Source organism: Mesorhizobium sp. WSM4808, from assembly GCF_055811675.1.
This window is the reverse complement of sequence record NZ_JBVVQX010000003.1, coordinates 1-26,479: the sequence shown is the minus strand read 5'-3', so window position 1 is coordinate 26,479 and position 26,479 is coordinate 1. Positions and strand designations below refer to the sequence as shown.

Annotated in this window: 28 protein-coding genes; 9 read left to right on the top strand and 19 right to left on the bottom strand. The window is 62.2% G+C overall.

Annotated elements, in window-relative coordinates:
• Window positions 1–10 precede the first annotated feature (10 nt).
• From AC0L2U_RS05395 to AC0L2U_RS05380, 4 genes are all read right to left on the bottom strand, one after another.
• Window positions 11–292, bottom strand: coding sequence for a hypothetical protein (locus AC0L2U_RS05395; RefSeq protein ID WP_127270520.1), 282 nt, complete (start codon window positions 290–292; stop codon window positions 11–13).
• On the bottom strand, window positions 289–558 hold the full coding sequence (locus AC0L2U_RS05390) for a hypothetical protein (RefSeq protein ID WP_023809798.1): 270 nt from the start codon (window positions 556–558) through the stop codon (window positions 289–291). Before AC0L2U_RS05390 ends, AC0L2U_RS05395 begins: the two co-directional genes overlap by 4 nt.
• A gap of 144 nt (window positions 559–702) precedes the next feature.
• A complete protein-coding gene (locus AC0L2U_RS05385; RefSeq protein WP_473601532.1) occupies window positions 703–903 on the bottom strand; it encodes a cold-shock protein in 201 nt (66 codons plus the stop codon).
• A 190-nt stretch (window positions 904–1,093) separates the two neighbouring features.
• Window positions 1,094–1,486: a hypothetical protein gene (locus AC0L2U_RS05380; protein WP_164748817.1), complete on the bottom strand. Its 393-nt coding sequence runs from the start codon at window positions 1,484–1,486 to the stop codon at window positions 1,094–1,096.
• A 139-nt stretch (window positions 1,487–1,625) separates the two neighbouring features.
• On the opposite strand from AC0L2U_RS05380, the gene AC0L2U_RS05375 reads away from it, so the two are divergent.
• Complete coding sequence (locus AC0L2U_RS05375; RefSeq protein WP_245481680.1) at window positions 1,626–3,248, top strand: tetratricopeptide repeat-containing sulfotransferase family protein; 1,623 nt, start codon at window positions 1,626–1,628, stop codon at window positions 3,246–3,248.
• 143 nt (window positions 3,249–3,391) lie between these two features.
• Here the strand turns inward: AC0L2U_RS05375 and AC0L2U_RS05370 are convergent, their stop codons facing one another.
• On the bottom strand, window positions 3,392–3,745 hold the full coding sequence (locus AC0L2U_RS05370) for a DUF1428 domain-containing protein (protein ID WP_128363673.1): 354 nt from the start codon (window positions 3,743–3,745) through the stop codon (window positions 3,392–3,394).
• 75 nt (window positions 3,746–3,820) lie between these two features.
• The gene (locus tag AC0L2U_RS05365) at window positions 3,821–4,249 is read right to left on the bottom strand and encodes a VOC family protein (RefSeq protein ID WP_127268665.1); all 429 of its coding nucleotides are present in this window, start codon (window positions 4,247–4,249) and stop codon (window positions 3,821–3,823) included.
• Window positions 4,250–4,487: 238 nt separating this feature from the next.
• On the opposite strand from AC0L2U_RS05365, the gene AC0L2U_RS05360 reads away from it, so the two are divergent.
• Complete coding sequence (locus tag AC0L2U_RS05360) at window positions 4,488–5,102, top strand: glutathione S-transferase family protein (protein WP_127268661.1); 615 nt, start codon at window positions 4,488–4,490, stop codon at window positions 5,100–5,102.
• Window positions 5,103–5,118: 16 nt separating this feature from the next.
• On the opposite strand, the gene AC0L2U_RS05355 is transcribed toward AC0L2U_RS05360, so the two are convergent.
• The 9 genes from AC0L2U_RS05355 to AC0L2U_RS05315 form a co-directional block, all read right to left on the bottom strand.
• Window positions 5,119–5,277: a hypothetical protein gene (locus AC0L2U_RS05355; RefSeq protein ID WP_127268662.1), complete on the bottom strand. Its 159-nt coding sequence runs from the start codon at window positions 5,275–5,277 to the stop codon at window positions 5,119–5,121.
• Between the two features lie 135 nt (window positions 5,278–5,412).
• Complete coding sequence (locus AC0L2U_RS05350; RefSeq protein ID WP_127268663.1) at window positions 5,413–5,721, bottom strand: HigA family addiction module antitoxin; 309 nt, start codon at window positions 5,719–5,721, stop codon at window positions 5,413–5,415.
• Between the two features lie 27 nt (window positions 5,722–5,748).
• Window positions 5,749–6,024 carry a type II toxin-antitoxin system RelE/ParE family toxin gene (locus AC0L2U_RS05345; protein WP_292702252.1) on the bottom strand — a complete coding sequence of 92 codons (276 nt, stop codon included), beginning with the start codon at window positions 6,022–6,024 and terminating at the stop codon, window positions 5,749–5,751.
• 83 nt (window positions 6,025–6,107) lie between these two features.
• Window positions 6,108–7,634 (bottom strand): ABC-F family ATP-binding cassette domain-containing protein, encoded by a 1,527-nt coding sequence (locus tag AC0L2U_RS05340; RefSeq protein ID WP_473601531.1) that lies wholly within the window; start codon window positions 7,632–7,634, stop codon window positions 6,108–6,110.
• A 300-nt stretch (window positions 7,635–7,934) separates the two neighbouring features.
• Window positions 7,935–8,474: a hypothetical protein gene (locus tag AC0L2U_RS05335; protein WP_013530029.1), complete on the bottom strand. Its 540-nt coding sequence runs from the start codon at window positions 8,472–8,474 to the stop codon at window positions 7,935–7,937.
• Window positions 8,475–8,597: 123 nt separating this feature from the next.
• The gene (locus tag AC0L2U_RS05330; protein WP_127809545.1) at window positions 8,598–8,933 is read right to left on the bottom strand and encodes a hypothetical protein; all 336 of its coding nucleotides are present in this window, start codon (window positions 8,931–8,933) and stop codon (window positions 8,598–8,600) included.
• Between the two features lie 62 nt (window positions 8,934–8,995).
• Window positions 8,996–12,172, bottom strand: a complete 3,177-nt coding sequence (uvrB, locus tag AC0L2U_RS05325) for an excinuclease ABC subunit UvrB (protein ID WP_292702209.1) — start codon at window positions 12,170–12,172, stop codon at window positions 8,996–8,998.
• A gap of 128 nt (window positions 12,173–12,300) precedes the next feature.
• On the bottom strand, window positions 12,301–13,923 hold the full coding sequence (locus AC0L2U_RS05320; RefSeq protein ID WP_473601530.1) for a DUF2778 domain-containing protein: 1,623 nt from the start codon (window positions 13,921–13,923) through the stop codon (window positions 12,301–12,303).
• 436 nt (window positions 13,924–14,359) lie between these two features.
• Window positions 14,360–15,625 (bottom strand): hypothetical protein, encoded by a 1,266-nt coding sequence (locus tag AC0L2U_RS05315; RefSeq protein WP_473601529.1) that lies wholly within the window; start codon window positions 15,623–15,625, stop codon window positions 14,360–14,362.
• 107 nt (window positions 15,626–15,732) lie between these two features.
• Between AC0L2U_RS05315 and AC0L2U_RS05310 the strand changes: the two genes are divergently transcribed.
• The 6 genes from AC0L2U_RS05310 (at window position 15,733) to AC0L2U_RS05285 (ending at window position 21,581) form a co-directional block, all read left to right on the top strand.
• Window positions 15,733–16,791 (top strand): CapA family protein, encoded by a 1,059-nt coding sequence (locus AC0L2U_RS05310; protein WP_473601528.1) that lies wholly within the window; start codon window positions 15,733–15,735, stop codon window positions 16,789–16,791.
• A 65-nt stretch (window positions 16,792–16,856) separates the two neighbouring features.
• The gene (locus AC0L2U_RS05305) at window positions 16,857–17,825 is read left to right on the top strand and encodes a DUF3137 domain-containing protein (protein ID WP_128307803.1); all 969 of its coding nucleotides are present in this window, start codon (window positions 16,857–16,859) and stop codon (window positions 17,823–17,825) included.
• A 385-nt stretch (window positions 17,826–18,210) separates the two neighbouring features.
• Window positions 18,211–18,453 (top strand): DUF1344 domain-containing protein, encoded by a 243-nt coding sequence (locus AC0L2U_RS05300; RefSeq protein ID WP_013530037.1) that lies wholly within the window; start codon window positions 18,211–18,213, stop codon window positions 18,451–18,453.
• A 232-nt stretch (window positions 18,454–18,685) separates the two neighbouring features.
• Window positions 18,686–20,308, top strand: a complete 1,623-nt coding sequence (locus AC0L2U_RS05295) for an FAD-binding oxidoreductase (protein ID WP_128288177.1) — start codon at window positions 18,686–18,688, stop codon at window positions 20,306–20,308.
• A 15-nt stretch (window positions 20,309–20,323) separates the two neighbouring features.
• On the top strand, window positions 20,324–20,956 hold the full coding sequence (locus AC0L2U_RS05290; protein WP_292634812.1) for a hypothetical protein: 633 nt from the start codon (window positions 20,324–20,326) through the stop codon (window positions 20,954–20,956).
• 94 nt (window positions 20,957–21,050) lie between these two features.
• Window positions 21,051–21,581 (top strand): dihydrofolate reductase family protein, encoded by a 531-nt coding sequence (locus AC0L2U_RS05285; protein WP_292634815.1) that lies wholly within the window; start codon window positions 21,051–21,053, stop codon window positions 21,579–21,581.
• Window positions 21,582–21,608: 27 nt separating this feature from the next.
• Here AC0L2U_RS05285 and AC0L2U_RS05280 read toward each other — a convergent pair whose 3' ends face one another.
• From AC0L2U_RS05280 to AC0L2U_RS05270, 3 genes are all read right to left on the bottom strand, one after another.
• Window positions 21,609–22,130, bottom strand: a complete 522-nt coding sequence (locus AC0L2U_RS05280) for a hypothetical protein (RefSeq protein WP_292634820.1) — start codon at window positions 22,128–22,130, stop codon at window positions 21,609–21,611.
• A gap of 151 nt (window positions 22,131–22,281) precedes the next feature.
• Window positions 22,282–23,412: a hypothetical protein gene (locus AC0L2U_RS05275; RefSeq protein ID WP_473601527.1), complete on the bottom strand. Its 1,131-nt coding sequence runs from the start codon at window positions 23,410–23,412 to the stop codon at window positions 22,282–22,284.
• 6 nt (window positions 23,413–23,418) lie between these two features.
• Window positions 23,419–23,853, bottom strand: a complete 435-nt coding sequence (locus tag AC0L2U_RS05270; protein ID WP_127268292.1) for a DUF4383 domain-containing protein — start codon at window positions 23,851–23,853, stop codon at window positions 23,419–23,421.
• A 714-nt stretch (window positions 23,854–24,567) separates the two neighbouring features.
• Here AC0L2U_RS05270 and AC0L2U_RS05265 point away from each other — a divergent pair.
• Complete coding sequence (locus tag AC0L2U_RS05265; protein WP_292694571.1) at window positions 24,568–25,506, top strand: diacylglycerol/lipid kinase family protein; 939 nt, start codon at window positions 24,568–24,570, stop codon at window positions 25,504–25,506.
• A 79-nt stretch (window positions 25,507–25,585) separates the two neighbouring features.
• Here the strand turns inward: AC0L2U_RS05265 and AC0L2U_RS05260 are convergent, their stop codons facing one another.
• Complete coding sequence (locus tag AC0L2U_RS05260; RefSeq protein ID WP_473601697.1) at window positions 25,586–26,473, bottom strand: NAD(P)-dependent oxidoreductase; 888 nt, start codon at window positions 26,471–26,473, stop codon at window positions 25,586–25,588.
• Window positions 26,474–26,479 lie beyond the last annotated feature (6 nt).

Sequence of the window (26,479 nt, the reverse complement as noted above, 5' to 3'; positions counted from 1 at the left end):
CGGTGGGGTCTCAGACGAGCGGGTTGCTGGCAACAACGGGGTTGTCGGCAACAACCGGATCTGCCGGTTCGAGATTGTCTTCGGTGGTGACCCGCTCATAGGTCTCCTGCTCGCTGCGGATGCGGTATTGCGGCGAACCATCCTTGACCGGCAGCCTGCTCTTGATCTGGAACAGTTCGGCGGTCTTCTGAACGAGGCCGGTGCGGCTCTTCATGCGCACGGTCTGACCGATCGAAAATTGGTGCGCGGGTGTGTCGGTGCGCGGGCGCGCATTCTGCTGGAAACGGATCATGCTGCATTCTCCCTGTCGCGCTTCAGCGCTGTTTCGAGTTCGAGGTAATCGATGGCGACAAGCTGGCTGGTGGGCGGGTTTTTCGCTGCCCTTGCCGGCAGATGGATGAAAGTGGCGACGCGGCGCCAGGCAAGCCGCGACATGCCCTCGATCAGCTCTTCGTCATGGTCGATGTCGTAGTCGCCGGCCGGCAGCTGCCCTTCCAGTCCGCCGAGCACGAAAGGTGCGGTGAAGTGCGCGATGGAGTGGGTGGTGCGGTCCGGCATTGTCTTACCTATGCAAAGCAGCGGTCCTGAAAACAAAAAAGCGGGGACGAGCCCCGCTTTCCTATTTCCGGCAGTCGCTGGAAATAAGCCTCTTTCGAGAGCTGCCAGTACATCCGTGGTCAGCGTTCATCGAATTCGGCCGGATCAGATCAATTGCAAATTGGCGGCCGACTCGCGGCCCTTGGTGTCACGCTCCAACTCGCACTGCAGCTTCTGGCCTTCGGCGAGGCCGGAGAAGCCGGCGCGCTCCAGTGCGCTGACATGGACAAAGACGTCCTTGCCGCCATCGGTCGGCTGAATGAAGCCGGTCCGGCCATTGTAGAACTTCACGGTTCCGGTGTTCATGTCGGTCTTTCGAAGAATGAGAATGGCCGCGCGGAGCGAATTGCCGCGCGCCCGGTATCGATGATTTGGAATGAGATTGGCGGGTCGAGAACCTCTGACGCCGCGAGATGCCAATTCTGGCCCAAAGCGATCCTGTACAGATAGGCCTTTGTTGTAATTTAATCAAGGCGTTTTAAAATAAAATTGTGCTTCATTCAAAAAATTGCGCGCTGTAACTATCAGAAAAATGGTGATACAAATTCATACAATTCAAAAACTGTTTGAAGCTTAGCGGGAATAATTCTCCCGGTATTTCATTTTTCTTGTGAGTTGAAGAAGGAGACCTCGAAATGTCCGTAAAGACGCCAACAGGCACCCCCGTAACGATCACGCCGGTCGCAAAGCCGGTAATGGCAAAGCCGATGGTTGTCCTGTCGCCGCGGCTGACTGTCAGAAGTGACGAGGCGGCAAAGCGAAGGATCGCCGACACCGATGGAACGGTTCGGCGTGCCAGGCAGGTTGCCGAGACCAATCGCCTGATTTGATCTTTCCGCACCGACGAAAGGACGAGACAGCAAGCGAAGCCTTGAACCTGGCGCGCCAATGGCCTAGATCGCCACAGGCGGATAAAACACGGCAGGTTTCCCATCAACAGAGATCAAAGACGAGCGGCGGGTGCGGGAGCCAGGTCTGGCGCAGGCGGACAGCCGCCGCTGGGCCTCGACCAGTATGTGCAGCAGGCGTTGCAACTGCATCAGGCGGGGCGCCGGCAAGAGGCTGAGACGATCTACCGGCAGGTGCTGGCGCGTCAGCCCAAGCATGCGGCCGCGGCGCATTTCCTGGGACTGCTGCTGCACCAGACCGGGCGCAGCGAAGAAGGGCTGGATCTCATCGAACGGTCGGTGAGCCTGCAGCCGACGAATCCCGATTTCCTCAACAATTTCGGTACGGTGATGCGCGACCTCGGCCGCCCTGCTGCGGCCATCGATTTCTTCCGCGGTGCGGTGGATCTGCGGCCGGACCAGCTCGCGGCGCGCGACAATCTCGGCTCATCGCTGAAGCAGGTCGGCCAGTTCGAAGAGGCCGAAGAGATTTATCGCGGCACGGTTGCACGCAATCCATTTCACGTGCGCGCCCGCATCGGGCTTGCCGAAACCCTGCAGGAAGCCGGGCGGCTGGATGAGGCGCTGGCTGCCTTCCGCGAAGCGCTGGCGATACGCCCCAAGGATGCCGACCTGCTGCACGGGCTCGGCGTCGGGCTGATGGAAAAGGGCAAGCTCGACGAGGCGGTCGACCTGTTCCGGCAGGCGTTGGCGATCAACCCCGCCATGGCCACAGCCTGGCTGATGCTGACGCAGGTCAAGCGCCAGAAGGAGCGCGACAGCGAGCTTGGGGGCATGGAAGCCCAGCATGCCAAAGCGCCGCAGGACAGCCTGGCACGCATGCAGCTGTCCTTCGGACTCGGCAAGGCGAATGACGATCTCAGGGATTATGGCCGGGCCTTCGACTATTTCGCCGAAGGCAATGCGATCCGCCGCAAAGGCATCAACTACGACCAGGCCAGGACGCGGGCCGAATTCGAGGCGATGAAGGCCACCTTCGATGCCGGCTTCTTCGAGAAGCACAGGCCCAGCTCAATCAGCGACGACACGCCGATCTTCATCGTCGGCATGCCGCGTTCGGGCACGACGCTGGTCGAGCAGATCATTGCCAGCCATCCGCAGGTCTATGGCGCAGGCGAGCTCAGCATCTTGAAGAAGGCGGTCGGCAAGCAGTTCCCGGCGACCATGCCGGGTGGCTTCCCATGGGGCGTATCGGATATGGGCGATGCGGATTTTGCCGAGGCAGGGCAGGCCTATCTCGACATGCTGCATGCCCGCTATCCGAACATGCGTCACGTCACCGACAAAATGCCAGGCAACTTCCTGCTTGTCGGCTTCATCCACATGATGATGCCGAAGGCCAGGATCATCCACTGCGCGCGCGATGCGGCGGCCACCTGCCTGTCGATCTACAAAGTGCATTTCCGCGGCGACAGCCATCGCTATGGCTACGATCTCGGCGAGCTCGCCGACTTCCACAATCTCTACACCGACATCATGAAGCATTGGCACACGGTGCTGCCGGGCGTCGTGCATGATGTACGCTACGAGGATTTTGTCGCCGACCAAGAAGGACAGACGCGGACATTGATCGCTCATCTCGGCCTGCCCTGGGACGACGCGGCTCTATCGTTCCACGAGACCGACCGACCGGTTCGCACGGCTTCGGCCGCACAGGTGCGCCAGCCGATGTATCAAGGGTCGGTCGATCTGTGGAAGCGCTATGGAGATCGGCTGAAGCCGCTGCTCGACAAGCTGGATTAGCGCAACGCTATCTAGCTGATCGTGGCCTTAGCGATGGCCTAAGCACCCGCGTCGTCATCCTAGGGTCTTCGCGACGGAGCTTCGCTCCTGCTTCGCCTAGGATGACGAAGCTGAGAGGCTTCTTCTAATCTGCTACCGGCTGCTCAAAGCTCAATGAATGGCTTGAAGCCACCGAAGATCATGCGCTTGCCGTCGAACGGCATGTCCGCCCAATCGGCCTTCAAGCGGGGATCTGCCATCACCTTGGCCATGACGGCATCGCGGCTCTCCCGCGACTCATAGACGGCCCACGCGAAGACGACGATCTCGTCGTCCTTGGCCTGCACGGCACGCGGGAAGGACGTGACCTCGCCATAGGGCACGTCGTCGCCGATGCATTCGACATAGGCGAGCGCGCCATGTTCCCTCCAGACAGGCCCTGCGAGGTTGGCCAGCTTCTTGTAGTCATCGAGTTTTGCCTTGGATACGGCAAGTACGAAACCATCGACATAGGACATTTTGGATCTCCTCCTGGAAGTTCACAGGGCCTCACCGGCGCCGGCCGGTGAGGGGCTCGGGCCATCGTTGGCAGATCAAGCTTTCTTCACCGGCGCGTTCATCGCCCATTCGACGCCGAACGGGTCGCGCATATTGCCCCACTGATCGCCCCAGAACATGACTTGGAGCGGCACGGCGACTTCGCAGCCGGCATCGACGGCGCGCTTCCACCAGGCTTCGATGTCGTCGCTGCCGAGGTGAAGCTGCATGGTGTAACCCTGCGGCTTGACGGCGGGCATTCCGTTTTCCGGATAGAAATCGGAGAGCATGAGGGTCGAGCCATTGATGTGGAGGTGAATGTGCATGGTGCGGCCTTTTTCGTCCGCCGGGTAGGCAAAGACCTGCTCCGCGCCGAAGGCCTTCTTGTAGAATTCGGCAGCCTTGAAGGCGCCATCCAGCTGCAGATAGGGGGTCAATCCGCCGAGCACTTTGGCCGCGGGCTGAACGGGGGTCTGATCAGTCATTTGTTGTTCCTCTTTGCGTTTGGCCTTGCGAGCCATAGGACGGATCGGATGGCGGCGATCCTACATGGCGGCGAAATTTTTTTGGCGGTCGGCCCTTGATTATCCCGGACAGCCGCGGGCTCGAGCGAGAGGCGTGAAACGAACTTGCGTCGGCGGCGCCCAATCAGAGCGCAATTCTCTCGGCTCGCAGGCTAGAACAGATGGATCACGCGAACGCCTCTTCAACCCCGGGACGACAATGATCCTCTACTATCAAACCCACTCACCCTTCGCGCGCAAGGCGCTTGTCTTCGCCCATGAGGTTGGCATTGCCGATCGGCTGGAGGTCATCCATCATGAGACCAGTCCCACCTTGCGCAACGCCGATGTCTACGCCGAAAATCCGCTTGGCAAGGTGCCGGTGCTGTTGCGGCCAAATGCGTCGCCGATCTTCGATTCCGATGTCATTTGCGCCTATCTCGACACACTGCATGACGGCCGCAAGCTGCTGCCGCAGGACGGCGAGGCGCGCTGGCAGGCGTTGCGGCTTCAGTCGGTCGCCCAGGGCCTCGCGCAGACAGGCATCGCTTTGCGCTGGGAGACAGAAAGGAGACCCGAAAAGCTGCGCTATGGTGCTCTCGCCGACGGATACCGGGAAAAGATCGAGGCGAGCTACGACTGGATCGAAAGCGCGCTGGACGACGAGGCACCGCTCCATGTCGGCCACATCGCCTTGGCCACCACGCTGTCCTGGATGGCGTTCCGCCACCTGCCGCCTTTTCGCTCGCGGGCACGGCTGACGCACTGGTTCGAGGCTTTCGAAAAACGCGTATCGATGCAGGCGACACCGCTTTCAGGTGATACGCATGACTGACTGGCGCCTCGCGAGGTCAGGGGCGGCGGCCGTTCTGCGCGTCGAAGACGTCCGGAAAGCCGATATCCTTGCGCAGCGAGGCCGGCAGCGAAAGCAGGATGCGCTCGCTGCGGTGACGAGCGCGCGCTGCCGCATACCGGGTTGCGACGCGACCGATGGATGAAAGAACCGACATGATAATTCTCCCTGGGTTGGCGCCGGCATCATCGTGTCGGCATCCCAAGGACGCGATGGGCTGAGGCTATCCGACAGACCGTCGAGATTTTTTGTCGCGGCGTCTGATGGTCTGTCCGAATGCTGCCGTGCGGACCTACGCAACCCTGAGCGTAGGGATCGCTGAAACATCAACTTCACGCTCTGCGTGCCAAGCATCGAAAGCCGCTTGCATTCGAAGCCAGATCGCGGCGCCGTCGCCGAACAGCTTCCCGAGGCGAGCGGCCACAGCCGGCGAAACCGGCTTCTTTTCGCGGATGATGTCATAGAGCTGCTGCCGGGAGATCCCGAGCAGATTTGCAATTTCCACCTTGGTCTTTCCAGTTGCCGGGATAATGTCCTCAAGCAGCGCTCCCGGGTGGGAGGGACAACGCTCAATAGGACGCGTCGGCTCGTGCACGGTCATAAGTCGAACTTCTCCAGTCTGGCCGCCTCAGTGATATTGCTCGAAATCGACGCGGGCAGCGTCCTTGCCGTCGAACTCGAATGTGATGCACCACGGACCGTTGACGTGGACCGTGTAGCGGATTGGATCGAAGCCTTTCAGCGGGTGGAAATCGAAGCCGGGAAGGTTCATTTCCTCCGGCTTCTCCGAAGCTTCCAGGCGGTCAAGCCGGACAAGAATGCGCTTGTAAATCTTGGCGTCGATCTTGCCGGTGTTTCCAGTTTGAAAGAGGTCCGACAGCGCCTTGTTCTTGAAGGACTTGATACATCGATATATGTAAACAGATTGCTTACAAAAAACAAGGTCTGTAAGCAAATAATTTACATGCCAGTCGACCTCCGTTGGCTTCATCCTGCCGTTTCGGCCACTGAGCGGAAGAACTCCTCGGGGTCCTCGACTTCGGTCAGCTTTCGTTTGTCGATCAGCCAGAAGCGGTTGCCGATGGCGCGGATGAAGGAGCGGTCGTGCGAGGCGAGCACGCAGCTTGCCTGATGCGCCAGGAGTTCCGCTTCCAGCGCTTCCTGGCCGTCGATGTCGAGGTGGTTGGTCGGCTCGTCCAGCAGATAGAAGTTGGGATTGGCGAGCCTCAGCGCCAGCATCATCAGCCGTGCCTTCTGGCCGCCGGACAGCACGCCGATCTTTTTCTCCTGCATCTCGATGACCACGCCGGCGCCGGCCAGCAACGACCGTGCGCGCTGCTCGCCGACATCGTAGCGGCGTGAGACCAGCGCCAGCGGCGTGTCGTCGCCGCTGATGCCGGATAGCGCCTGATCGCTGTAGCCGAGCACCGTCGACGGCGTCACCTTCACATTCCGCACCGTGTCCGGTTCGACAATGGCATTGCGGATCAGGGTGACGAAGCGCGACTTGCCGACGCCGTTGCGGCCTAGCAGCACGATGCGGTCGACCTGGCAGATGTGGCGCTTGCCGGTCCGAAACAGCAGCGTGCCATCGGGTGTTTCGACAGCCGCGTCGTCGAGCGTGATCAGCACTTTGGCGTGGGTGCCGCGATTGGCCAGTTTTATGGCACCCGCCGACTTCTCGCGATGCGCCGGGTTCGCCGCTTCCTCCAGTTTTTCGGCCCGCTGGCTGAGTTGCCTGGTCTTGACCGTCAGCAGGTCGCTGCCTGAATTGATGCCGATATTGTTGAGCTTGGCCGCCTGCCGGCGCAATTGCTGCGCCACCTTCATGTCGCGCTGGAACTTGCGCTCGGTCGAGGCGTCGACCTCGTCGAGCGCCCGCCTTGCGCGGGAATAGGGCAAGGCAAACACGGGCGACCGTTCCGGGCGCAGGAACAGCGTCCGGTTGGTGGCGGCGTCGAGAAAGGCGCGGTCGTGGCTGGCAATGACGACCGGCACCTCACGCGGCAATGCGTTGAGCCAGGTTTCCAACTGGCCGATGCGAGCAAGGTCGAGATGGTTGGTCGGCTCGTCGAGCAGCAGCACGTCCGGATCTGTCACCCAGACGCGGGCGATCAGCGCCAGTCTCTGCCAACCGCCGCTCAGCGCCTGCATTGGCCGCTCGCGCATCGGCTCCGGCACATCGAGTGAATCGAGAACCACGTCGACGCGCCACAGCTCGCTTTCAGCCTGCTCGGGCGGCAAGGCGTCGGCCACCACCTGATGGAAGCTGCGGGGGAGAAGGGCCGGGGCAATGGATTGCTCGACATGACCGACGCGTAGGCCGCGCGTGCGGGTGATGTCGCCGGAGGTCGGCTCCATCTCGCCGGTCAGGCATTTCAGCAAGGTCGACTTGCCGCGGCCATTGGCGGCGACAATGCCGAGCCGGTCTCCGGAGCTGATGGTGAGGTCGAGATTGGCAAACAGCGGCGCACTCATGGTGACGCCGAGGGATTTGAGGCTGATCAGGGCCATTTTGATTTCTCTGGTCTTGCCGGAGGAAAGTCCGGCTCAATGCACTTTGACGGTGCGCAGGCTGGCCATCAGGCTCGGCGTTGCAACACCACGAAGGGCAGACCAAAAAATCGAAGCGGGAAAAACCCGTCCCTGGTCAGCCCTGCAAGCAAGCTCGCAGGGCAGAAATCGGGCCACGCTGACGATGGTGACGATGAAACGTAAACACGTGAGCCCTCCTTTCAAGACAAGACGTTGAGTGTGCGCAGCGATTACACCAAGGGCGGGGCGGATGGCAAGTAGATGCTCTGCGGGCAGGCCTTAATCTCGCGGGCGGATTACCCAGTCACCCTTAGTTCGCTGGATTTCCTGCGGTGTCAGGAAGTGAAACTCCATCAGGATCGGTTCTTCCGGTCCCTTGAAGAAATGAAGCTCGGCGTGGGGGAGCACGAGCCGGCGGACAGTTTCAGATACGCTTTCCACCTTATATTCCTCGGCTTGCAGTCCTAGACCTGCGAGGAGCGTCCTGGCGGCCGAAATCGTCATTGCCGGGCCAAAGCCATCGAGATCGATTTGGCTGTTGCCGCTCCATTTCAAAGGCAAAGGCTTGGGGACATCAGGCATGTGCCAAAGTTTGATGCTGATGCGATGGACGCGTGCTCGATTGCGCCTGGTCAAAATGTCGATTTCCAGATCGCCATAACCTAGAAGAAAGCCGCACGGCTGATCCTGATACACATATAGCCATTTAGGAAAGCCAAGATGTTTCTGGACCCGACCGAGATCAGCTCCGGCCCGCAAAGGCGTGTCCTTGCTGCCTAAGATTAGGGGGAGGATATGGAGTTTGCCTCGCTGTCGCATCGATCAAACCTTGGTTGGCTGGATATTCCGTCGCGGGAGCATATTCCGCCTGCCCTGACCATTGTGCTACCAAGCTGATTGGGCCCAGCGGATTAATTGAGCTTCACAGGTCAATGGGCCGGATCAGACAGGTCTCAAGTAACCGCCGCTTAGTCCATATTCTTTGTTGAGATCGAGTAGGAAATGCCCGAACACCGCGCTTGTGCCGAGATCGATGACGATCACGAGAAGGGCGTTGAACCTGCCGGTGCCAATCAAAACTTGATCGAACCGATTTTGGGCATCTCGGTAAACATAATGGACGTCGTTCAAATAGGGCACGCCGACTTCGTCCAGATTTAACGCGTCGACATAGGGCCATATGTCTACGACAGCATTCGCCGTCGCGGTGATATTCGTCATCAGCTCGGCAAAGCAAGCCTTGAACTCTTCTTCATCAAGTCTGCGAACGACGACCATCACCTATTCTAAGCGGCGGCATCTGAAATCCGCAACCAATCGCAGACTCGAAGCTGCAGCTCCTACTTCCCCGGCCGTCCCGTCTTGCCCGGCCGGCGTTTTTCACGGCGGGCGTCGCCTAGGTCTTCGTAAGAACCGATGCCGGCGCGCTGACGAACAACCGGTTTGGCGGAATCGTCGCGTTCCTTCGCGCGCCCCTCTGCCCTGCCGGGCATCTCCCCCACTTGGGGGGAGATTGGCTGGGGCTTGGCAGGCACTTTTCCCTCGACCGGCTTTTCCGTGCGCCGCACGGTCATCTCATCGAGCGAGTTCTTCTTGAACAGTGGCTTGGTGACGTCGCCGGGAATGCCGAAGTCGGAGCCGTGCGCCTCTTCGGCCGATTGTTTCTTGAACAGCGAGCGTGACACCGCGCCGGCCGGCGTCGGCATGTCGGTGCCCGGGCCCATATCGTCAATCGAGGGTTTCGAAAACAGCGGCTTCTTCACCGGTACGGCGCCGTCGGCGCCCATCTCGTCGAGATCAGGCTTGCGGAAGAGGTTGGGCCGGGCAGCCTTGGCCGCCTCTTCTGCGGCACGCGCCGCGTCGAGCTTGCGGAAACGCTCCTGTTCCTCTGCTGTCCGATGTTTGGCCACGCCCTTATTGTGCTTGCCCTTTTCGCGGCCTGAGGCAGGACTTTCCATATCGGCGTATTTGGCCAGTGGGTCTTCGGAGATGGACAATTCCATCTCTCGCAGACGCTTGATCTCGTCGCGGATGCGGGCCGCCTTTTCGAAGTCGAGATTGGCTGCGGCATCGCGCATCTGCTTTTCCATCGCGTCGAGATGGGCCTTGAGGTTGTTGCCCATCATGGCGCCGGCACTGTCGGTGAACTGCGAGATGTCGGCGCGGACATGGTCTTTCTCGTAGACCGAATCCAGGATGTCGGAGATGCGCGACTTGACCGATTCCGGCGTGATGCCGTTGGCCGCGTTCCACTCCATCTGCTTCTCGCGGCGGCGATTGGTCTCGGCCATCGCCCGCTCCATCGAGCCGGTCACCTGGTCGGCATAGAGGATGACCTTGCCGTCGACGTTTCTGGCGGCGCGGCCGATGGTCTGGATCAGCGAGGTTTCCGAGCGCAGGAAACCTTCCTTGTCGGCGTCGAGAATGGCGACGAAGCCGCATTCGGGAATGTCGAGGCCTTCGCGCAGCAGGTTGATGCCGACCAGCACGTCGAAGGCGCCGAGGCGCAGATCGCGCAGGATCTCGATGCGCTCCAGCGTGTCGATGTCCGAGTGCATGTAGCGGACGCGGATGCCTTGCTCATGCAGATATTCGGTCAAATCCTCGGCCATGCGCTTGGTCAGCACCGTCACCAGCGTGCGGTAGCCGGCCTTGGTGGTGTCGCGGATTTCGCCAACGACATCGTCGACCTGGGTCTTGGCCGGGCGGACCTCGACCGGCGGATCGATCAGGCCGGTCGGGCGGATGACCTGCTCAGCGAAGACGCCGCCGGCCTGCTCCATTTCCCAGCCGCCGGGGGTCGCCGAGACGGCGACCGAAAGCGGACGCATGGCATCCCATTCCTCGAAGCGCAGCGGCCGGTTGTCCATGCAGGACGGCAGACGGAAGCCGTATTCGGCCAGTGTCGCCTTGCGGCGAAAGTCGCCGCGATACATGCCGCCGATCTGCGGCACGGTGACATGGCTTTCATCGATGAAGACCAGCGCGTTGTCGGGAATGTACTCGAACAGTGTCGGCGGCGGATCACCCGGCTGGCGGCCGGTGAGATAGCGCGAATAGTTCTCGATGCCGGCGCAGGAGCCGGTGGCTTCCAGCATCTCGAGGTCGAAGCGGCAGCGCTGTTCCAGCCGCTGCGCCTCAAGCAGGCGGCCGGCCCGCTCGAGTTCGACCAGCCGGTGCTTGAGCTCTTCCTTGATCGACTTGATCGCCTGGTTCAGCGTCGGGCGCGGCGTCACATAGTGCGAATTGGCGTAGATCTTGACGCTTTTCAGCTCGCCGGTCTTCTGGCCGGTGAGCGGGTCGAACTCGGTGATCTGCTCGATCTCGTCGCCGAACATCGAGATGCGCCAGGCGCGGTCTTCCAGGTGGGCCGGGAAGATCTCGATCGTGTCGCCGCGCACGCGGAACGAGCCGCGAACGAAATTGATGTCCTGGCGCTTGTACTGCTGGGCGACGAGATCGGCGAGCAACGCGCGCTGGTCGAGCCGGTCGCCGATCTGCATCTGGAAGGTCATCGCCGTATAGGTTTCGACCGAGCCGATACCGTAGATGCAGGACACCGAGGCGACGATGATGACGTCGTCGCGCTCGAGCAGCGAACGCGTCGCCGAATGGCGCATGCGGTCGATCTGCTCGTTGATCGAGGATTCCTTCTCGATGAAGGTGTCGGTGCGCGGGACGTAGGCTTCCGGCTGGTAATAGTCGTAGTAGGAGACGAAATACTCGACGGCGTTTTCCGGGAAGAATTTCTTGAACTCGGAATAGAGCTGCGCCGCCAGCGTCTTGTTCGGCGCCAGGATCAAGGCAGGGCGCTGCGTCTCCTCGATCACCTTGGCCATGGTGAAGGTTTTTCCGGAGCCGGTGACGCCGAGCAGGACCTGGGTGCGGTCGTTGTTGTCGACGCCTTCGACCAGATCCTTGATCGCGGTCGGCTGATCGCCGGCCGGCTCGAAGTCCGACACCATCTTGATGGCAATGCCGCCTTCGGATTTTTCCGGGCGGGCGGGGCGATGCGGCGTCCACAGCACACCGTCCTTGTGCAGCGGATTGCCGGATTCGATCAGCGCCGACAGTGCCGCCACCGTTGCGGTGACGCTGCCCGAAGCCATCGTCTCGGCGTCTTCCAGCGAGATGTCGAGACCCGCGACCGGGTTGAGGCCCGCTGCCGTGCGCTCCCTCGCCGTCGCCGCCCCACCCATCGAGGTGCCGCGCGAACTGCGTCCCGGCGAGCTTGAACGCTCGGGTATCTTCTTCGACGGCTTCGGCGACTTGCCGCCGTCGCCCTTGCCGGCAAGACGCCCTTCCTTCTCGGCCTCCTGCTCGATCTGCTCGGCCCAATCCGCGATCGAACCGGTCAGCGGCGTGCCAGAGAGCTCCGGCTGCGGCATCTCGGCGAAGCCGCCTCTGTGCAGCGGTTCCGAAGCGTCCAGGAAATCGGTCAGCGGGCTGCGCCGCTTCGGCGCGGCGCGGTCGTCATTCGCCGTCGGCGGCGTTTTCTGATCGGGAGATTTGGCCATGTCCCGAATATGGGATTTCCTGGCCAAAATGGAAAGAGCGCGGTGGGGAGAGGCGTGCCGGACAGCGCTGCTCCTGACAGCAGGCTGTCAGGAGCAGGCGGGAAGGTGCGCCCGAAAGCCTCTTGTCGCTACACGCCCCTGGCGGCTGATGCGACCTGCGTAGCCGACCCGTTCAGGCGCGGCACCACGACGAGGCGTTTGATTTTGCCCTTCTTGTAGGCAGCGAGGAAGCGCGCATAATCCTTGAAGGCGACGCAGCCGCTCGACTGGGCGTAGCGGCCCCGAAGCAGATACGTATGGGCCAGAAACCCGTCGCGATTGTATTTGTTGCGGCCATCGACCGGCGTCAGGCGCAAGGCCTCCACACCATGAAAGCGCGACTCGCGCAGCGACAGATTATAGGTGTTGGGCGGTGTCGGCCCGCGGTTCTTCTGGTTGGCATAGCGCGGCTGGTCCGTCATGGCGCCGATGCCAGAATGCGCCTCGAGCTTCGAGCCGTCAGGCATGTAGACGGTGCCGGCGCTGATATCGTAGACGGCGACGCCATTTCCGGCTCCGCTTCTGGATCCCGGCGAGTTGAACAGGTTCCTGAACGCCTTGCCAAGGCCGCCCGAAGGCGTGTCGGGCTTGGCATAGGCCAAAACGTCACCGCCGTCGGCCGGCCGGCCTTGCCGCGTCGGTTTTGCCGGCTGAGCCTGCTGGACCGTCTCGCGTGCCGGCTTCGGCTGCTGGACGGGCTTGGGCTGCTGAACAGATTTGGGCTGCTGGACGGACTTAGGCTCTTGCTGGACGATTTTGGGCTGCGGCGCGTCAAATTGCGGGCGGCGGGTCGGCAACGGCACGTCGTCGGTCAGCGCGTCCGGCAGCGAGGCGGCATCGCCGGGTTGGTCCTGCTGGGTTTCGACGGGTGACACCGCGACATCGGCTAACGATTCCTCGATCGGCAGCGGTGAGGCAAACGCCTCGGCGTCGACCGGCAGCGACTGCACGAGGGCAAGCGCCAACTGCGAATTGTCTGGTGTATCGGACTGGGCAAAGCCCATCGGCTGCGGTGCGGCCTGCACGACCACCGAGCCGGTATCCAGCCGGGCGAAACGTTCGGCTGCCGGAACTGGCATGTTGTCGGACAGGCTGGCCGTCAGCTGGACGGACGGCACCAGCGACGCCTCGGCAATTTGCGGTGCGACGGTGGAGATCACCGGGCGCGTGTTGGCAGTGGCGGCAGGCTTTCCGGCGTCGGCAAAGGCAGCGGCCAGCTTCATCGGCGAAAGCGACGCTTCTATGCGTTCGAAGCGCTCCTGCGCCTTCGACTTTGCACGGGCAGGCATCGGCTTTGCCTGCGCTACAAGGCGTTCGGATTTTTCCGCCTGCGAGCTTACCCTGGCCAGCTTGAAACAGCTGGCGCCGCACTGCACCGAATGATCATGCAGGGCCTGAGTGCCGCCATTGGCATTGGCCAGCACGAAGGGGGCTTTCAAGAAGTGCTGTTTCAGCGGATCGGTAAGTGCGAGCGATCCCGGCATGGACAGCGTCTGGGGCAGGCCAACCGAAGTCGCCGACAGCGAGGCGCCGACGGAACTGAGGCCGGCCATGGTGCCGATCAACCAAAGGCCGATGGCGGTGCTGACGCAAGGCAGCGCGACCCAGCGGGCCACCCGGCCAGCGTTGAAGGAAGAGGAACGCGGAGCATCGACGAACTCGCCGCCCTCATGCTGTCCCCGGTTTTTTTTGTGTGTACTCAACAACGCCATGCAACCAATCTCGCTTCAACCGTTTTCCCCGTACGTGGCCTTGAGAGCCGCGACGACCATTCTGTGAGTGATCCCAGGTGGTCCCCGACGCGTTTGCCGCGTCTGTAGTTGGTTGCCGATTGCTTCAAAATATGGACAAAGTTGGTTAATCAATTCCTCTCAAAACCAACGACGAGATGTGGATTTGGGCCAAATTTGGCTTCGTCCACGGCCAGGAAAGTGGTGTTGTCGCCCTTCCGACCTGGTTTTGCTGCCTGTTTTTGGCGGCCGAGTCAAGCAAAACAGCCGCTGCTAATTTTTGCGAAGCGCCTTGGCGCGGCATCTGCAGTGAGGTGACTGCCAACAGACATCGCCTGGGAAAGGCGCCTGCTTCCAGTAAAAATGTTGCCGGTCTTGCCAAGATTTCCCCTGCGGAAGGGCCTGAAGCAGCCCGTCCTCAGTTGAACCAGAGCGCAAACGTCAAAAACCCGCCGCCGCCGAACTGGCGCTGGATCTGGTCGAAATCGTCGCTGGTCACGAGTTCGCCGCTTTCGAGGTAGGGCGCGATGGCCGGGCCGGTGATCGACAGCACCAGATCGAAGTTTTTCGGGTCATCGAAGAAGCGCTTCATGTTGATGCCTAGGCCTGTGCCGGCGGTGACGCGGAAATGCGGCAGCAGCTTGCGGCCTTCCAGGAGATCCTCGGCCATGGTCAGGGCGGCGAGCCAGGCCTGAACCTGCTCCTCGCCGACTTCGAGGCCGGTGAGCGGGTTCTCGCCCTTCTGCTGCGGGCCAGGCAGCCATTCGCGGTCATTGTCGGTCTCGGCGCGGATCGCCTTCCAGTCCTCGCGCGACAGCCGGATCATTTCCAGCAAATGGCGGCGCGCTGCTTGCCGGCGCTCCGGCTCGACCACCGGCCAGTTGATGAGATGCACCATCGAGATGAAATCGGCGATGCGCCATTCCGAGGAGAAGATGCTCGAGCCCATGTCGCCGGCCGGCGGCACCAGAATATCCTGCAACGGCAATTTGGCGCGCGGGAACAGCATGTGGAACGAGCCGTCGAAGGTGCTCCTGAAATCATGCGCCAGCCAGAAATCGGCCTGGCCCATCAGGAACTCGGCATAGCCCTGCAGCCAGTACCCGTCGGCGCGGTCGAAACGGAAGGTGAGCGTGGGAACGGCGTCGTCCGATGTAATGCCGCCGCGTGACAACCCGGCAATGATCGCCGCCATGCTCTCGTCCGGCGCAATGGTGCCGTCCTCGTTGAGGTCGATGCCCGCGCGGGTGAGATCGATGACCATGCCGATATCGGCATCGGGCGGCACCGACGCAAACGTGGCCGCGGATTTTTCCAGCCGGTCGCGGAAGCCGACCAGGATGGCGCGGAACTGCTCGTAAGTCAGCGGCTCGGGATTGGGATTATCGGGCACCGGCAACCGCATCAGCGGCAGCATGAAGGATTGCGGGCTTTCGAAACCATGACGGTGCAGGCCGGTGGCCAGGATCTCCAGTGCGGTGAAGAACTCGCCCGCCCCGGCCGCATAGGCGGATGCCGGGTCTTTTGGCGCGGCGGCCTCCAGCACCGACAGGGCAGTGTCGCGCGCGGCCACGCTCTTCGCCTCGAACAGTCGGGTAGCCGCTTCGGGCATTGCCGCCGACGCGGAAGACAGCGGCAGGAGCAAAATGAAAGCGGATGTCAGCAGGCCTGCCGTTCGTGTCATCTTTTCCCCCCAATATTTGTCGCGCCGGGCAAATATACACCATTTGCAACGCTGCGCTTCAACCCGCCGCGAGGACGGTTTACACAGGGCAAACAATTGGGCATCGCGTGTCGAACTATCCGCTTTCCTACAAGCTGTCCTGGCTGCCGCGTTTTCTCAAGCCATCGCTGGCCGGCGACGCGCAAGACTTTTCGCCCATTGCGGAAACGCTGATCGATTCAGCGCCAAGGCAGACGGTGCGGCTGGCGTTCGTCGGCGACATCTCGGCGGTGGCCAATCGCGGTGCGCCGGACTGCGATCCGGCGATCAAGGCGCTGCTCGGCGCGGTCGATCTGGTGATCGGCAATTGCGAAAGCCCTGTGGTGGATAGACCAAGCGCGGCGCTGGGCACAAGGCTCGGCACGCATCATGCGATGAGCGAGTTGTTTCTGGCCGAGGCGTTGGCGGCGGTTGGTATTGCGCGAGAAAAGCTCGTGCTGTCGCTGGCCAACAACCATGTGCTGGATCAGGGCATCGCCGGTTTCGACGAGACAATCGCGGCGCTGCTGCGGCTCGGCATCCGCACGATCGGCCTTGCCGCCGACGGTCCGGTTGTGCCGGTCCAGGTTGGATCGGTTGATATCGGCTTCGCAGCCTTCACGCTGTGGCGCAACGCCGATGAGAACCTGTTCTCCGGGCGGGTGTCGATGGACAGCGATCCGGCTGGCTGGCCGCGCGATGGTTTCGACCTACTCTGCGCCGTGCCGCATTGGGACTGGGAGTTCCGGCATTTTCCCCGCGACGAGACGCGAGCGCTGGCCAGGCGGCTTGCCGGGCAAGGCGTCGGGCTGATCTCCGGCCATCATGCCCATGTCGTTCAACCGGTGGAAATGATCGACGGGACGATCGTCGCCTATGGGCTCGGCGATTTCCTCGGCACCGCCTTTGCCCGCCAGCCATGGCCGGGTCGCATCGGCTCTATCCTCACTGTCGATGTCAGTGCCGATGCCGGCACGCGCGGCACGATCGCGTCTTACCGGATGCATCCCTTCATGCGCCTGCGCGCCGGCGAACATGAGCGGCTGGTGGTGGTGGAGGCATTGGAGGGCCGAGTGCGTGACAAGGTCGCGGAGCGACTGAAAGCGATCTTCCCTTCTCCACCACCCGATCAAGGCGTACCCGCTTAAACGTCTGGCGGCCCCTGCAAAACCAACTATCATGCTCCCGCAGAGGCAGGCTTGCGGGGGTAGCGGTGGAAACAGCGGATTTCATGCCGAGCGAAACGGTCATCGCCGGCATCCGGAAAGACATCGAGGCCTATGAAGCGGCGAGAGCCTCGGCGGTCCGGCAGGTGCGCTGGCGGGTGCCGGTGTTCGTCGGCCTCGCGCTGATGGCCGTGGTGCTTGTTGCCTGGCTGTTCAACAAGATTGCCGACCCCAACGAGCAATGGGTCTCGACGCCGCATGTGTTCCTGTATGTCATCGGCTTCGCGGCTTCGATCCTGCTCTATTTCCAAGCCAGGAAACCGGCGATGCGGCTGCAGCAATCGTTCCGCGAGACGCTGCTGCCGATCATCTTCGGCTTCATCGCCGACATGCGCTACCAGCATGGCGTGACGCCGAATTCATTCGACCGGTTGCCGCGCACGGCGGTTGGTCCGTTCAACCGGCAGGCGTTCGACGACATCGTCGCGGGCCGCTACGAAGGGTTTCCGTTTGAACTCTACGAGGCGCATCTGCGGGAAGGGTCGGGCAAGGGCTCGTCGACCGCCTTCCAGGGCGTCATCGTCGCCTTCGAGACCATCGCGCCGTTCCCCGGCATATTGGTGGCGACGCGCCGGACCAATGCCGTCATCAGTTTCTTTCGCGGCATGTTCGCCAGCAAGCTGCAGGAGTTGTCCAGTGGCGACGTGGCGCTTGATGCCGCCTACGAGTTCCGCACCGACAATCTCGGAGCGGCACAGCCGCTGGTGAGCGGCCGGCTGGCGCAGGCGCTGAAATGGCTTGGCGAAACCTGGCCGGACGATCCGGCCCGTGTCGCGCTCAATGGCAGCGATGGGTTCCTGCTGCTGCCGCAGACGAAGAACTTCTTCGAACTGCCGGATATTTCGGTGCCGCTCGATTACAGCACGCATGTCGCGCCGATGATATCAGACATGGGCGCGATGCTGGCGACGGCGGCACTTGTGCGCAAGATCGGCGCGAAGGACGAGGCGGGCTGAGCCGTCAGCCGTCGAAGCCGTATTTGTCACGCCTATAGTCCGCCTCTGACCATGAAACAAAATTTGTGTCGATGGTCGGTGAGCAGGCTGTTTCGTGATGCTGCTCGAGGTTGATTGCAGCGACCGCGTGGCGATCCAAAGCCGCCGTCACAATCGGCTAAGCGACTCTTTTCGCGGATAGAAGTGGGCATTGGAGGAGTCGACGCGGTCTGAAATGATGTCGGCAACAAGCAATATGTCGGAATTAAGCCTATGATATTGTTGAGAAAATTCACCCAACGTGATTTGCGGAGGGAGCGCTTTCCGTTCCAGTTTCAAGCCGTCCGGTGCTGTCGTATCTCAAGGCGGCGGTCCGGAAAAGTGAAACAGCACGGAGTGCTTACCAATGAAGAAGACCCTCGCAACCACCGCCGCTCTGCTCGCCTTCCTCGGCACCGCCTATGCCGCGACCGTTCAGGGCACCATCCAGGCCGTCGACCCGACGACCAAGTCGATCACCCTCGACGACGGCAAGATCTACCAGCTGTCGCCGGAGGCGACGATCGGGAAACTGAAGGTCGGCGCCAAGGTGGCTGTGACTGTCGATGACAAGACCGGCATCGTGACGTCGATCAAGAAGGCCTCGTAAGGCGAGAACATCGTGCGTCGGCAGACCTGCTGACCGGATTTTACAAGCCCTGTTCCACTCATGGCCGGTCCCTCCGGGGATCGGCCATTTTCATCCGTCGGCTCTCGATGCCGGGCGACCTGGATAAGGTCTTCCGGCTGGACCCCAGGGCCGGCCGGCGGAATGCTGTCCGGCGGCATCGCTATGGTTTTTGCCAAAAAGCCGCGCTATCCCTTGGCCAACGGGGGATATCATGGCCGACGAACAAAAAGGGTTTCGCCTGTCGCGGCGATTGCTGCTGGGTGCGGCTGTCGTCGGCGGCGCGGTGCTGTGGGGCGGCAACACGGTGGCGCGGCTGGCGCGCGCGCCTTCGGGGCCGAAGAACGCAGGACGGATAGCCGATATAGACGGCTTCGCGCTGCCTCTGAAGCCGCTGGACAATGCGCCGGCCTTCGACGCGTCGCTGCCCTGGTCGGCAAAAGGCGGCGACATCAACGATGCCAGCGGCCTGTCGATGACGCCGGTCTACGGCGTCGTCGAGATCAGCGAGGACGAGCACATCGCCAATGCGCTGGCCTTCGCGCGTGCCAATGGCCTGAAAGTCTCACTGGCCGCCATCCGCCATTCGATGGGCGGGCATGCCTTCGACGACAATGCGCTGGTGCTCGACCTCAGAAAGTTCAACAAAGTCACCGTCGATGCGGCGGCCAAGACCATGACCTTGCAGCCGGGCGCGTGCTGGCACGACATCCAGAACCTTCTGCATCCGCGCTTAGCGGTGAAGGCGATGCAGTCGACCGACATCTTCTCGGTCGGCGGCTCACTGTCGGTCAATGCGCACGGAATGGACCACCAGGCAGGCTCGGTGGCGGGCTCGATCCGCTCGATGCGAGTGATGCTGGCTGACGGCTCGGTGACCACCTGCTCGCCGACCGAGAACACCGATCTGTTCCGGCACGTCGTGGGCGGCTACGGCCTGTTCGGCGTGGTGCTGGAGGCGACGCTCGATGTCGTCGACAACGCCGTCTACCGGACCTCGCGCGAAATCATCAGATCGGACGATTTTCCGAAATTCTTCGCCGAGGTGCTGGAGCCGAACAAGGAGATCGGCCTGTTCTACGGCCATCTGTCGACGGCGCCCGGCAATTTCCTGGAGGACATGATCGTCTACCGTTATGACAAGGTGGCGGAGCAGCCGCCGGCGGATCAGCCTGAGATCGGCGAGCCGGGTTCAGTCGGGTTGAAGCGGGTGATCATCAACCTGGCGAAATGGGGCAGCCTGTTCCAGGAGTTGAAGTGGTTCACCGAAAAGACCCTGGAGCCGAAATTCGAAAGCTGCACGGTGGCGCGCACCTCAGCCATGGCCGAGGGCGAGGCTTGTCTCGTCACCCGCAACAACCCGATGCACGATTCGGTCCCCTATCTCTTCAACGATCGGATGGAAGAAACCGACATCCTGCATGAATATTTTATTCCACGTGCCGCCTATGTCGAATTCATCGCGGAAGCGCGCGAGATCCTGCGCAACCAGACGCTGCCGGTGCTCAATGCTTCGGTGCGCATCGTCCACAAGGAGGATGTTGCGCTGACCTACGCGCCGGAGCCGGCCTATTCGCTGGTGCTCTACATCAACCAGCCGACCGATGCCGACGGCAATGCCAGGATGCGGGCGCTGACGCGGGCGCTGATCGACGTGACGATCAAGCATGGCGGGCGCTTCTTCCTGCCTTACCAGCTGCATTACACGGCCAGGGAATTGCTGGCCTCCTATCCCGAACTGCCGGCCTTCCTGGCGGCGAAGCGGCAGTATGATCCCACGGAACTGTTTTCCTCGACCTTCTACCGTGCCATCAAGGCGCTGAGCGGGGTGGCGTAGACGTTAGGAGACTTCATGCGCAAGGTATCAGCCGCGGCACTCATCCTCATCGCGCTGTGCGCTGGCCCTGCCGGAGCCGAGGATATCAAGGCCTTCAAGCTGACCATCGATGGCGTGACGGTCGATATCGATCCCGGCGAGAGCGCAGACCTGACCCTGCCTGGCGGCAAGCGGAGCAAGGTGACGCTCGAACGCAACGCCTTCGCCACCTTTTCCGGCAGCGTTTTCTCCTTCGTTCACCCCAGCAACATTTCGGTGACCAAGACCGACCTCGGCGATGATATCACACAGTATCTGATGGCGTCGGCTCTCGGCACGATCGTCGTCGTGCAGGAATATGGCGCGATGAATCCGGTGTCGCTTAACCAGCTGATGCTGCAGGAGATGACCAAGGAATCGGTGCAGGCCGGCGCCACGCTGACGCAGGAGCCGACCACGCGCAAACTCGCCGACGGCAAGGAATTGACCGGCATCCACGCCGAGGTGAAGACACGCACCGACACCGCCGATTTCGAGATCGTCGGCTTCGGCGTTGCCGATCGGGGGCTGTTGTTCATCACCCGCGTTGCCGGCGAGGATGCAGCGACCGAAAAGCCGCTGATCGACAAGTTCTGGCAAAGCCTGAAAGTCAAATTGCAGCGGGACTAGGGTCGTGTCCCGGTTTGGATTTTCGGTTGGGATCCACTTTTGCGTAACGGCGGCTCAAGTTATTCTAACGATCCGGATGTGGAGATCCTGCAGCATGGCGAAGCTCATTTTCAGAATGAACCAGTCCCTCGACGGTTACGTCGACCACCAGAAGATGCCGTCAGGCCCGACAATCTTTCGTCACTGGATGGAGCAAGTGCGCAATTTGAGTGGCAGTGTGTACGGTCGCGGCATGTACGAGGTCATGCGCTATTGGGACGAAGACAGTCCTGAGTGGAACGCGGAGGCGCACGAATTCGCGGCGGCGTGGCGGAGCCAACCGAAATGGGTTGTGTCGCGCTCGCTGAAGTCGGTCGGCCCCAATGCCACGCTTGTCGCGGATGACGTCGAGGCGGTGATACGTGGGCTGAAGGCAGAGCTCGTCGGGGAGATTTCAGTTTCCGGACCGGACCTGGCACGAAGCCTGACCGACCTTGGTCTTATCGATGCGTACCAACTCTATTTCCACCCGTTCGTGCTTGGTCAGGGTAAGCCATTCTTCGCCGGCCCCCGGCCACCGCTTCGCTTCGTGGCCAGCGATCTGATAGGCGACGACGTGATCAGGTTGACCTATGTGCCTGCCTGATCACGCGGTCGTCAAACGCCGGCGGGCCTAAAGCCCCTTCGGCATCAATCCGGCCAGCCAGTTTACAGAGCGTTTCGCGGCGGCGGCGGTTGCCGAAGCGGCGCGGCCGAGATCGGTCTTGACCACGGCGTAGCCGTTCTTGGTGCGATAGAGCACACCGGTTCCGCCATCGACCACCTGTTCATAGGCGACGGGCCGGGCGGCATCGGCTTCCATGGCCGTCGTCGGCGAACCGACCGAGACGCTCGGCCGGTGGCTCAATTCAGGCGGCAATGGGCTATCGGTCCTGACAACCCGGCTGGCGGGCTTCAGTTCTGGGCGCGATGCGGTCGCGGCCAGTTGCGAGGAGGACGACGAACCCTTCGTGCGGCAGATGCCGGAGACGAGCGGATAATTGAAATTGCGCTCGTGCAGCATCTGGCTTTTCATCGCCGCTTCGCACTCGGCGACGGTCGACCATTTGGCCGGCGTCTCGCCGATATATTCGCAAAGCTTGGCGTCGCAGTCGCAGCCGACAATGGTCATGGCGACAAGGGCGGTCTTGATCACGGTCTTGTCCCTTCGAGATGCCCCCCGGGCAGCCCTTCCATTTCTTCCCATTCCTTCGCGCGCGAACAAGGCGGGATTTGGCCGCGATTGTGGAATGGGCATGGCGGAGCGCAGGAAATGCGTAATCCTGGCCGGGCGTGGCCGAAAGGCCTCAGTAGTCGTAGACGTGTTCAAGCCGGGCGCCGGCTTTGATCAGCGCCGGCAGCACGAGATGCAGCTTGCGCACGGCGACGACCATGCCGGTGCGGCGCGTGGATTGATCGGCCGGCAGCGGATAGCTGAACAGGATGCGCATGCCTTCGGGGATGGCGATCGTATCGGTGGAGAGCACCGTGACCATGATCTCGTCATTGCCGCCGATCTCGACGAAGGAGACGCCCTTGTCGATCAGGCGTGGGATCATTTCGGTGAAGACCTGATAGCGCCTGGTGACGAAGATGGTGCCATCGGCGCCCATGTCGCGTTCGAGCAAGGTGTCGGGCTCGTTGCGCGTGGCCTCGCCGACCGGTCCCTTGGCCCAGACATGGATGTCGAGCAAGGCAGGGTCCATCGTAGCGGCGAGGGCCTTTTTGATCAGGTCGGCATAGCCCTGCTTGATGGTATCGGCGAGGCCGAACGCCAGCTTGCGTTCGCTGGTGCGGATCGAGCTGTCGCCCGGCGCCGGCTGCACGGCAAACAGGCCGGTGCGCTTGTCGGCGTAGGGGAACTGATACCAGGGCACCTGGTTGAGGAAAGCGGCATAGTCCGCCGCCACCTTGGCTTGATAGACGTCGGCGGCAGTGCGCTTGGCCGTCGTCGCCTCGGTGATGCGGCCGACCGTGTTCTCATAGGCCCACTGCAATATATGCTCGATCGAGTGGCTGGTGCCGATGATGACCAACATCTGGTGGTTGGCGTAGTTGAACTTGTAAGGAGAACTGGCGCGGATGACCATGGCGTAGTCCTGCCAGAAGCGGCCGACATAGGACCAGTAGGGGAAGCCGCTCGGCTGGTCCTTGTCGACGAAGCCGGCATATTCGCGCGCGGCGTAGACGATCGCCCATTCCGGATAGGTGAGGAAGGTCGATTCCTCCGGCCGCTGGTAGCCGAGGATCTCGGCGCGGACCTTGTCGGCCAGCGCCTTGGGCGGTGCGCCATCGGCAATTCCGGGCAGCGGCGTCTTGTCGAGCGACGACGTCGTCAGAAAGCCGTAGCTCAGCCCGGCGATCGGGATGAGGATGACAAGGACGATCAGCCACAGGATCGTCTTGATGATGCGCTTCAGCCAGCGGAACAGGAACATGGCCAGTCAGGCCGTGGCGAAGTGTTCGTGTATGCGCCTGGCCAGCCGGAAGCCGACATAGACGGCGAAGCCACCAATGACGAGGTGCGGCAGGTTGGCGAAGAAGCGGGCCGGGAATTCGATATCGTTGAGCGAGCGGAAGCCGTTGATGAAGATACCGGCATCGAGGCAGCCGGAACCGGTGATCAGCCCGAGCACGCCGTCGAACAGGTAGACCGAACCGAACAGCTTGAAATAGAACACCGCCTGGCGGTGCGAGATGAAGGCGGCGGCCAGAGCCCAGACGCCGGAGAAGGCGTGCAGCAGGTCGTCATACCATTGCAGCGAGAACAGGCCGAACAGATTGCCGTCGGCGTCGTTGAACGCCGGTATGTAGCCGATGGCGACGACGCCGAAGAACAGGAAGGCATAGGCGACGGCAAGCTTCTGGATGAGCGTCATGAAGTGTCCCCCTCGAAGAGTCCGCCTGAAAACAGACTCTGACGCTGGGATACTAACTGATTTTGGCGCGCGGTGAAGCGGCGCCCGCGAGATCGCCGGCGAAGGATATCGAGGGGCAAAAAGGCAGTCGGCGCCGGGATTTCTCCCAGCGCCTCCCTGTCAGATCAGGACACGGTCGCGGCAGCAACTTCCGTAAAGTCGTCGCGCCTTGCCGGCCTTGATTTTGACGGTCCTGCCAGTCCGCCGCCCGAGAGCAGCGTCCGTTCGGGACCACGCCGGTTTCCACCCTTGCGGGCTTTGCCCTGCGCACCATCGAAGGTTTTTGCCGTCCTTCATGGCACCATCGGTCCGCCGTAGGCGTTGGCACGCTTTCCGCGGCCCCGTAGGTCTCGGCTCCGTCCCTCGAAACAGGCAAGCCTGCTCTCGCTTCGGGCCGTACGGGCCTCAGGAAATCCGCCTTTCACTTCGCCTTTCGGCTTGATGATCGGTAGCCGCCTGAGATGGGTTTAACGTACGCCGGGTAAGGGTCCTGGGGAATGGCCGGAGGCCTGTGGATAACGGGATTATCGGGGATCAAGCTGGGATAACGAAATTTTCCTGTCCGCCACGATGGGCCTCATCGGCGGACATTCGGCCTTGCCCTGCCGCCCGGTGCGGTCTTCAATGCCGGCAAAGGATCGGACCTGCATGTCCGGCGCCGGGGAGGGCGGGTATTTGAAAGTTGGAGTGGTTCTCAACCCGATTGCCGGTGGGGGCCGGCTGAAACGGCATTGGCCTGATGTCGCCGTGTCGCTGAGAAAGTATTTCGGCGAATTCGAACTGCGCGAGACGCAAGCGGAAGGTGACGCCGAAAGGCTGGCAATCGATCTCGCGATGATCGGCTTCGACCTGGTGATCGCGGCCGGCGGCGACGGCACCGCCAGCGAAGTGGCCGACGGGCTGCTGCAAGCGTCCAGGGAAAGCGGCCGGACCACCGAGCTTGGGCTCTTGCCATGCGGCACCGGCATCGATTTCGCGCGTGGGCTAGGTCTGCCGAAAAAGGTCGATGCCGTGCTGAAGCGGATCGCCGAAGCCAAGCCCCGCAAGGTCGATGCCGGACGCATCTGCTACGTCGACGATCACGGCGCGCTGGCCAGCCGGCATTTCATCAACATCGCCAGCCTGGGGCTTTCCGGCGCCACCGACCGCGCCGTCAATGCCGACAAGCGCAAGGGCAGGATGTCGGCCAGGGCGCTGTTCCTGTGGCGCACCGTGGTCGAGTTCATCCGCTACCGCTTCCAGGAGGTCAGCATCACGGTCGACGACGGCGTCCCCATCGAAGCGCGCATGGCGCTGGTGGCGGTGGCAAATGGAAAGTTCTTCGGCGGCGGCATGATGGTCGCGCCGGATGCGGAACTGACCGACGGGCAGTTCGACATCGTCATCCTGCGCGCGGCCGGCAAGCTGAAGCTGATCTGGGACATCCGGCTGCTCTATGGCGGCCGGCATCGCAATCATCCTGCGATCACCATCCTGCGCGGCAGGAAAGTGGTGGTCGAACCGCTCGGCGATGCGTCAGAGAATGGCGCGCTGGTCGACATAGACGGTGAGTCGCCGGGGCGCATACCCGCGACCTTCGAGATCCTGCCCGGTGCATTGACGCTCAGATACTGAATCAAGCCGTTGACAGATTGATTCAGATGGATCCGCCGATCCAGCCAACGCCCTGAAATCGTTTGATATCCAGCCGGCGTCAGAGTTCGAGCTTGGCCGGGAAACCAGGTGCGCGCAGGTCGGTGCCGACGGCATCTTCCAACAGTTTGACGATCTGGGTCGACCAGGCGCCGCCGCCATATTCCTGTTTGCCCATCTGGAAAATCTCGCTCACAAGCGGCGCCAGTTGGAGCGGCAGTCCGAATTCCCTGCCCATTGCCAGCGCGAAGCCGAGGTCCTTCAGCGCCAGGTCCATGGTGAAGCCGATGTCGTAGGAGCCGTTGAGGATGAGCTGGCTTTCGGTCTCGTGGACGAAGCTGTTGCCGGAGGAGGCGACGATGGCATGATAGGACTGGGCGAGGTCGAGCCCGCCCTGTTTGGCCAGCATCAATGCCTCGCCGGCGGCGACGAGATGGATGAAGGCGAGCATGTTGGTGATCACCTTGATCACCGCCGCCGAGCCGACCGGACCCATCAGGAACGACTTCGCGCACATCGCCTCGATGGCCGGTCGATGACGCTCGTAGAGCGCAGGATCGCCGCCGACCAGCGCCGTGATCTTTCCGGCCGCCGCCAGATGCACGCCACCGGTGACCGGGCATTCCAGCGTCTCGACGCCCCTGGCCGAGGCGAGGGCGGCGAGGCGGGTAATTTCGTCGCGGCCGTTGGTCGACATCTCGATCCAGGTGCCGCCTGCGGGCAGGCCCTCCAGCAGACCATCGGCGCCCGCCAGCACGGCTTCGCTCACCTTCGGAGAGGGCAGGCAGGAGATTGCGTTGCCGGCCCGTGCGGCGGCCTCGGCGGGGCTGCTTGCCGCTGTGGCCCCGGGCGCCCCCCCGCGCGCGGCCGGGGGGGCCAGGCCGGGCTGGCGCCGGAAAAGATCGAGGCGTTCATCGAAGCCGAGCGGTAGGCCTTCCGCCGGGCATATATCGAG

What these genes read in the sequence shown, in the direction of transcription:
- uvrB (WP_292702209.1), bottom strand. Translation starts at nt 12,172, where the DNA reads ATGGCCAAATCTCCCGATCAGAAAACGCCGCCGACGGCGAATGACGAC.
- AC0L2U_RS05350 (WP_127268663.1), bottom strand. Translation starts at nt 5,721, where the DNA reads ATGACCGTGCACGAGCCGACGCGTCCTATTGAGCGTTGTCCCTCCCAC.
- AC0L2U_RS05340 (WP_473601531.1), bottom strand. Translation starts at nt 7,634, where the DNA reads ATGGCCCTGATCAGCCTCAAATCCCTCGGCGTCACCATGAGTGCGCCG.
- AC0L2U_RS05365 (WP_127268665.1), bottom strand. Translation starts at nt 4,249, where the DNA reads ATGACTGATCAGACCCCCGTTCAGCCCGCGGCCAAAGTGCTCGGCGGA.
- AC0L2U_RS05320 (WP_473601530.1), bottom strand. Translation starts at nt 13,923, where the DNA reads ATGGCGTTGTTGAGTACACACAAAAAAAACCGGGGACAGCATGAGGGC.
- AC0L2U_RS05335 (WP_013530029.1), bottom strand. Translation starts at nt 8,474, where the DNA reads ATGCGACAGCGAGGCAAACTCCATATCCTCCCCCTAATCTTAGGCAGC.
- AC0L2U_RS05270 (WP_127268292.1), bottom strand. Translation starts at nt 23,853, where the DNA reads ATGACGCTCATCCAGAAGCTTGCCGTCGCCTATGCCTTCCTGTTCTTC.
- AC0L2U_RS05275 (WP_473601527.1), bottom strand. Translation starts at nt 23,412, where the DNA reads ATGTTCCTGTTCCGCTGGCTGAAGCGCATCATCAAGACGATCCTGTGG.
- AC0L2U_RS05360 (WP_127268661.1), top strand. Translation starts at nt 4,488, where the DNA reads ATGATCCTCTACTATCAAACCCACTCACCCTTCGCGCGCAAGGCGCTT.
- AC0L2U_RS05300 (WP_013530037.1), top strand. Translation starts at nt 18,211, where the DNA reads ATGAAGAAGACCCTCGCAACCACCGCCGCTCTGCTCGCCTTCCTCGGC.
- AC0L2U_RS05285 (WP_292634815.1), top strand. Translation starts at nt 21,051, where the DNA reads ATGGCGAAGCTCATTTTCAGAATGAACCAGTCCCTCGACGGTTACGTC.
- AC0L2U_RS05290 (WP_292634812.1), top strand. Translation starts at nt 20,324, where the DNA reads ATGCGCAAGGTATCAGCCGCGGCACTCATCCTCATCGCGCTGTGCGCT.
- AC0L2U_RS05315 (WP_473601529.1), bottom strand. Translation starts at nt 15,625, where the DNA reads ATGACACGAACGGCAGGCCTGCTGACATCCGCTTTCATTTTGCTCCTG.
- AC0L2U_RS05370 (WP_128363673.1), bottom strand. Translation starts at nt 3,745, where the DNA reads ATGTCCTATGTCGATGGTTTCGTACTTGCCGTATCCAAGGCAAAACTC.
- AC0L2U_RS05390 (WP_023809798.1), bottom strand. Translation starts at nt 558, where the DNA reads ATGCCGGACCGCACCACCCACTCCATCGCGCACTTCACCGCACCTTTC.
- AC0L2U_RS05355 (WP_127268662.1), bottom strand. Translation starts at nt 5,277, where the DNA reads ATGTCGGTTCTTTCATCCATCGGTCGCGTCGCAACCCGGTATGCGGCA.
- AC0L2U_RS05395 (WP_127270520.1), bottom strand. Translation starts at nt 292, where the DNA reads ATGATCCGTTTCCAGCAGAATGCGCGCCCGCGCACCGACACACCCGCG.
- AC0L2U_RS05295 (WP_128288177.1), top strand. Translation starts at nt 18,686, where the DNA reads ATGGCCGACGAACAAAAAGGGTTTCGCCTGTCGCGGCGATTGCTGCTG.
- AC0L2U_RS05330 (WP_127809545.1), bottom strand. Translation starts at nt 8,933, where the DNA reads ATGGTCGTCGTTCGCAGACTTGATGAAGAAGAGTTCAAGGCTTGCTTT.
- AC0L2U_RS05385 (WP_473601532.1), bottom strand. Translation starts at nt 903, where the DNA reads ATGAACACCGGAACCGTGAAGTTCTACAATGGCCGGACCGGCTTCATT.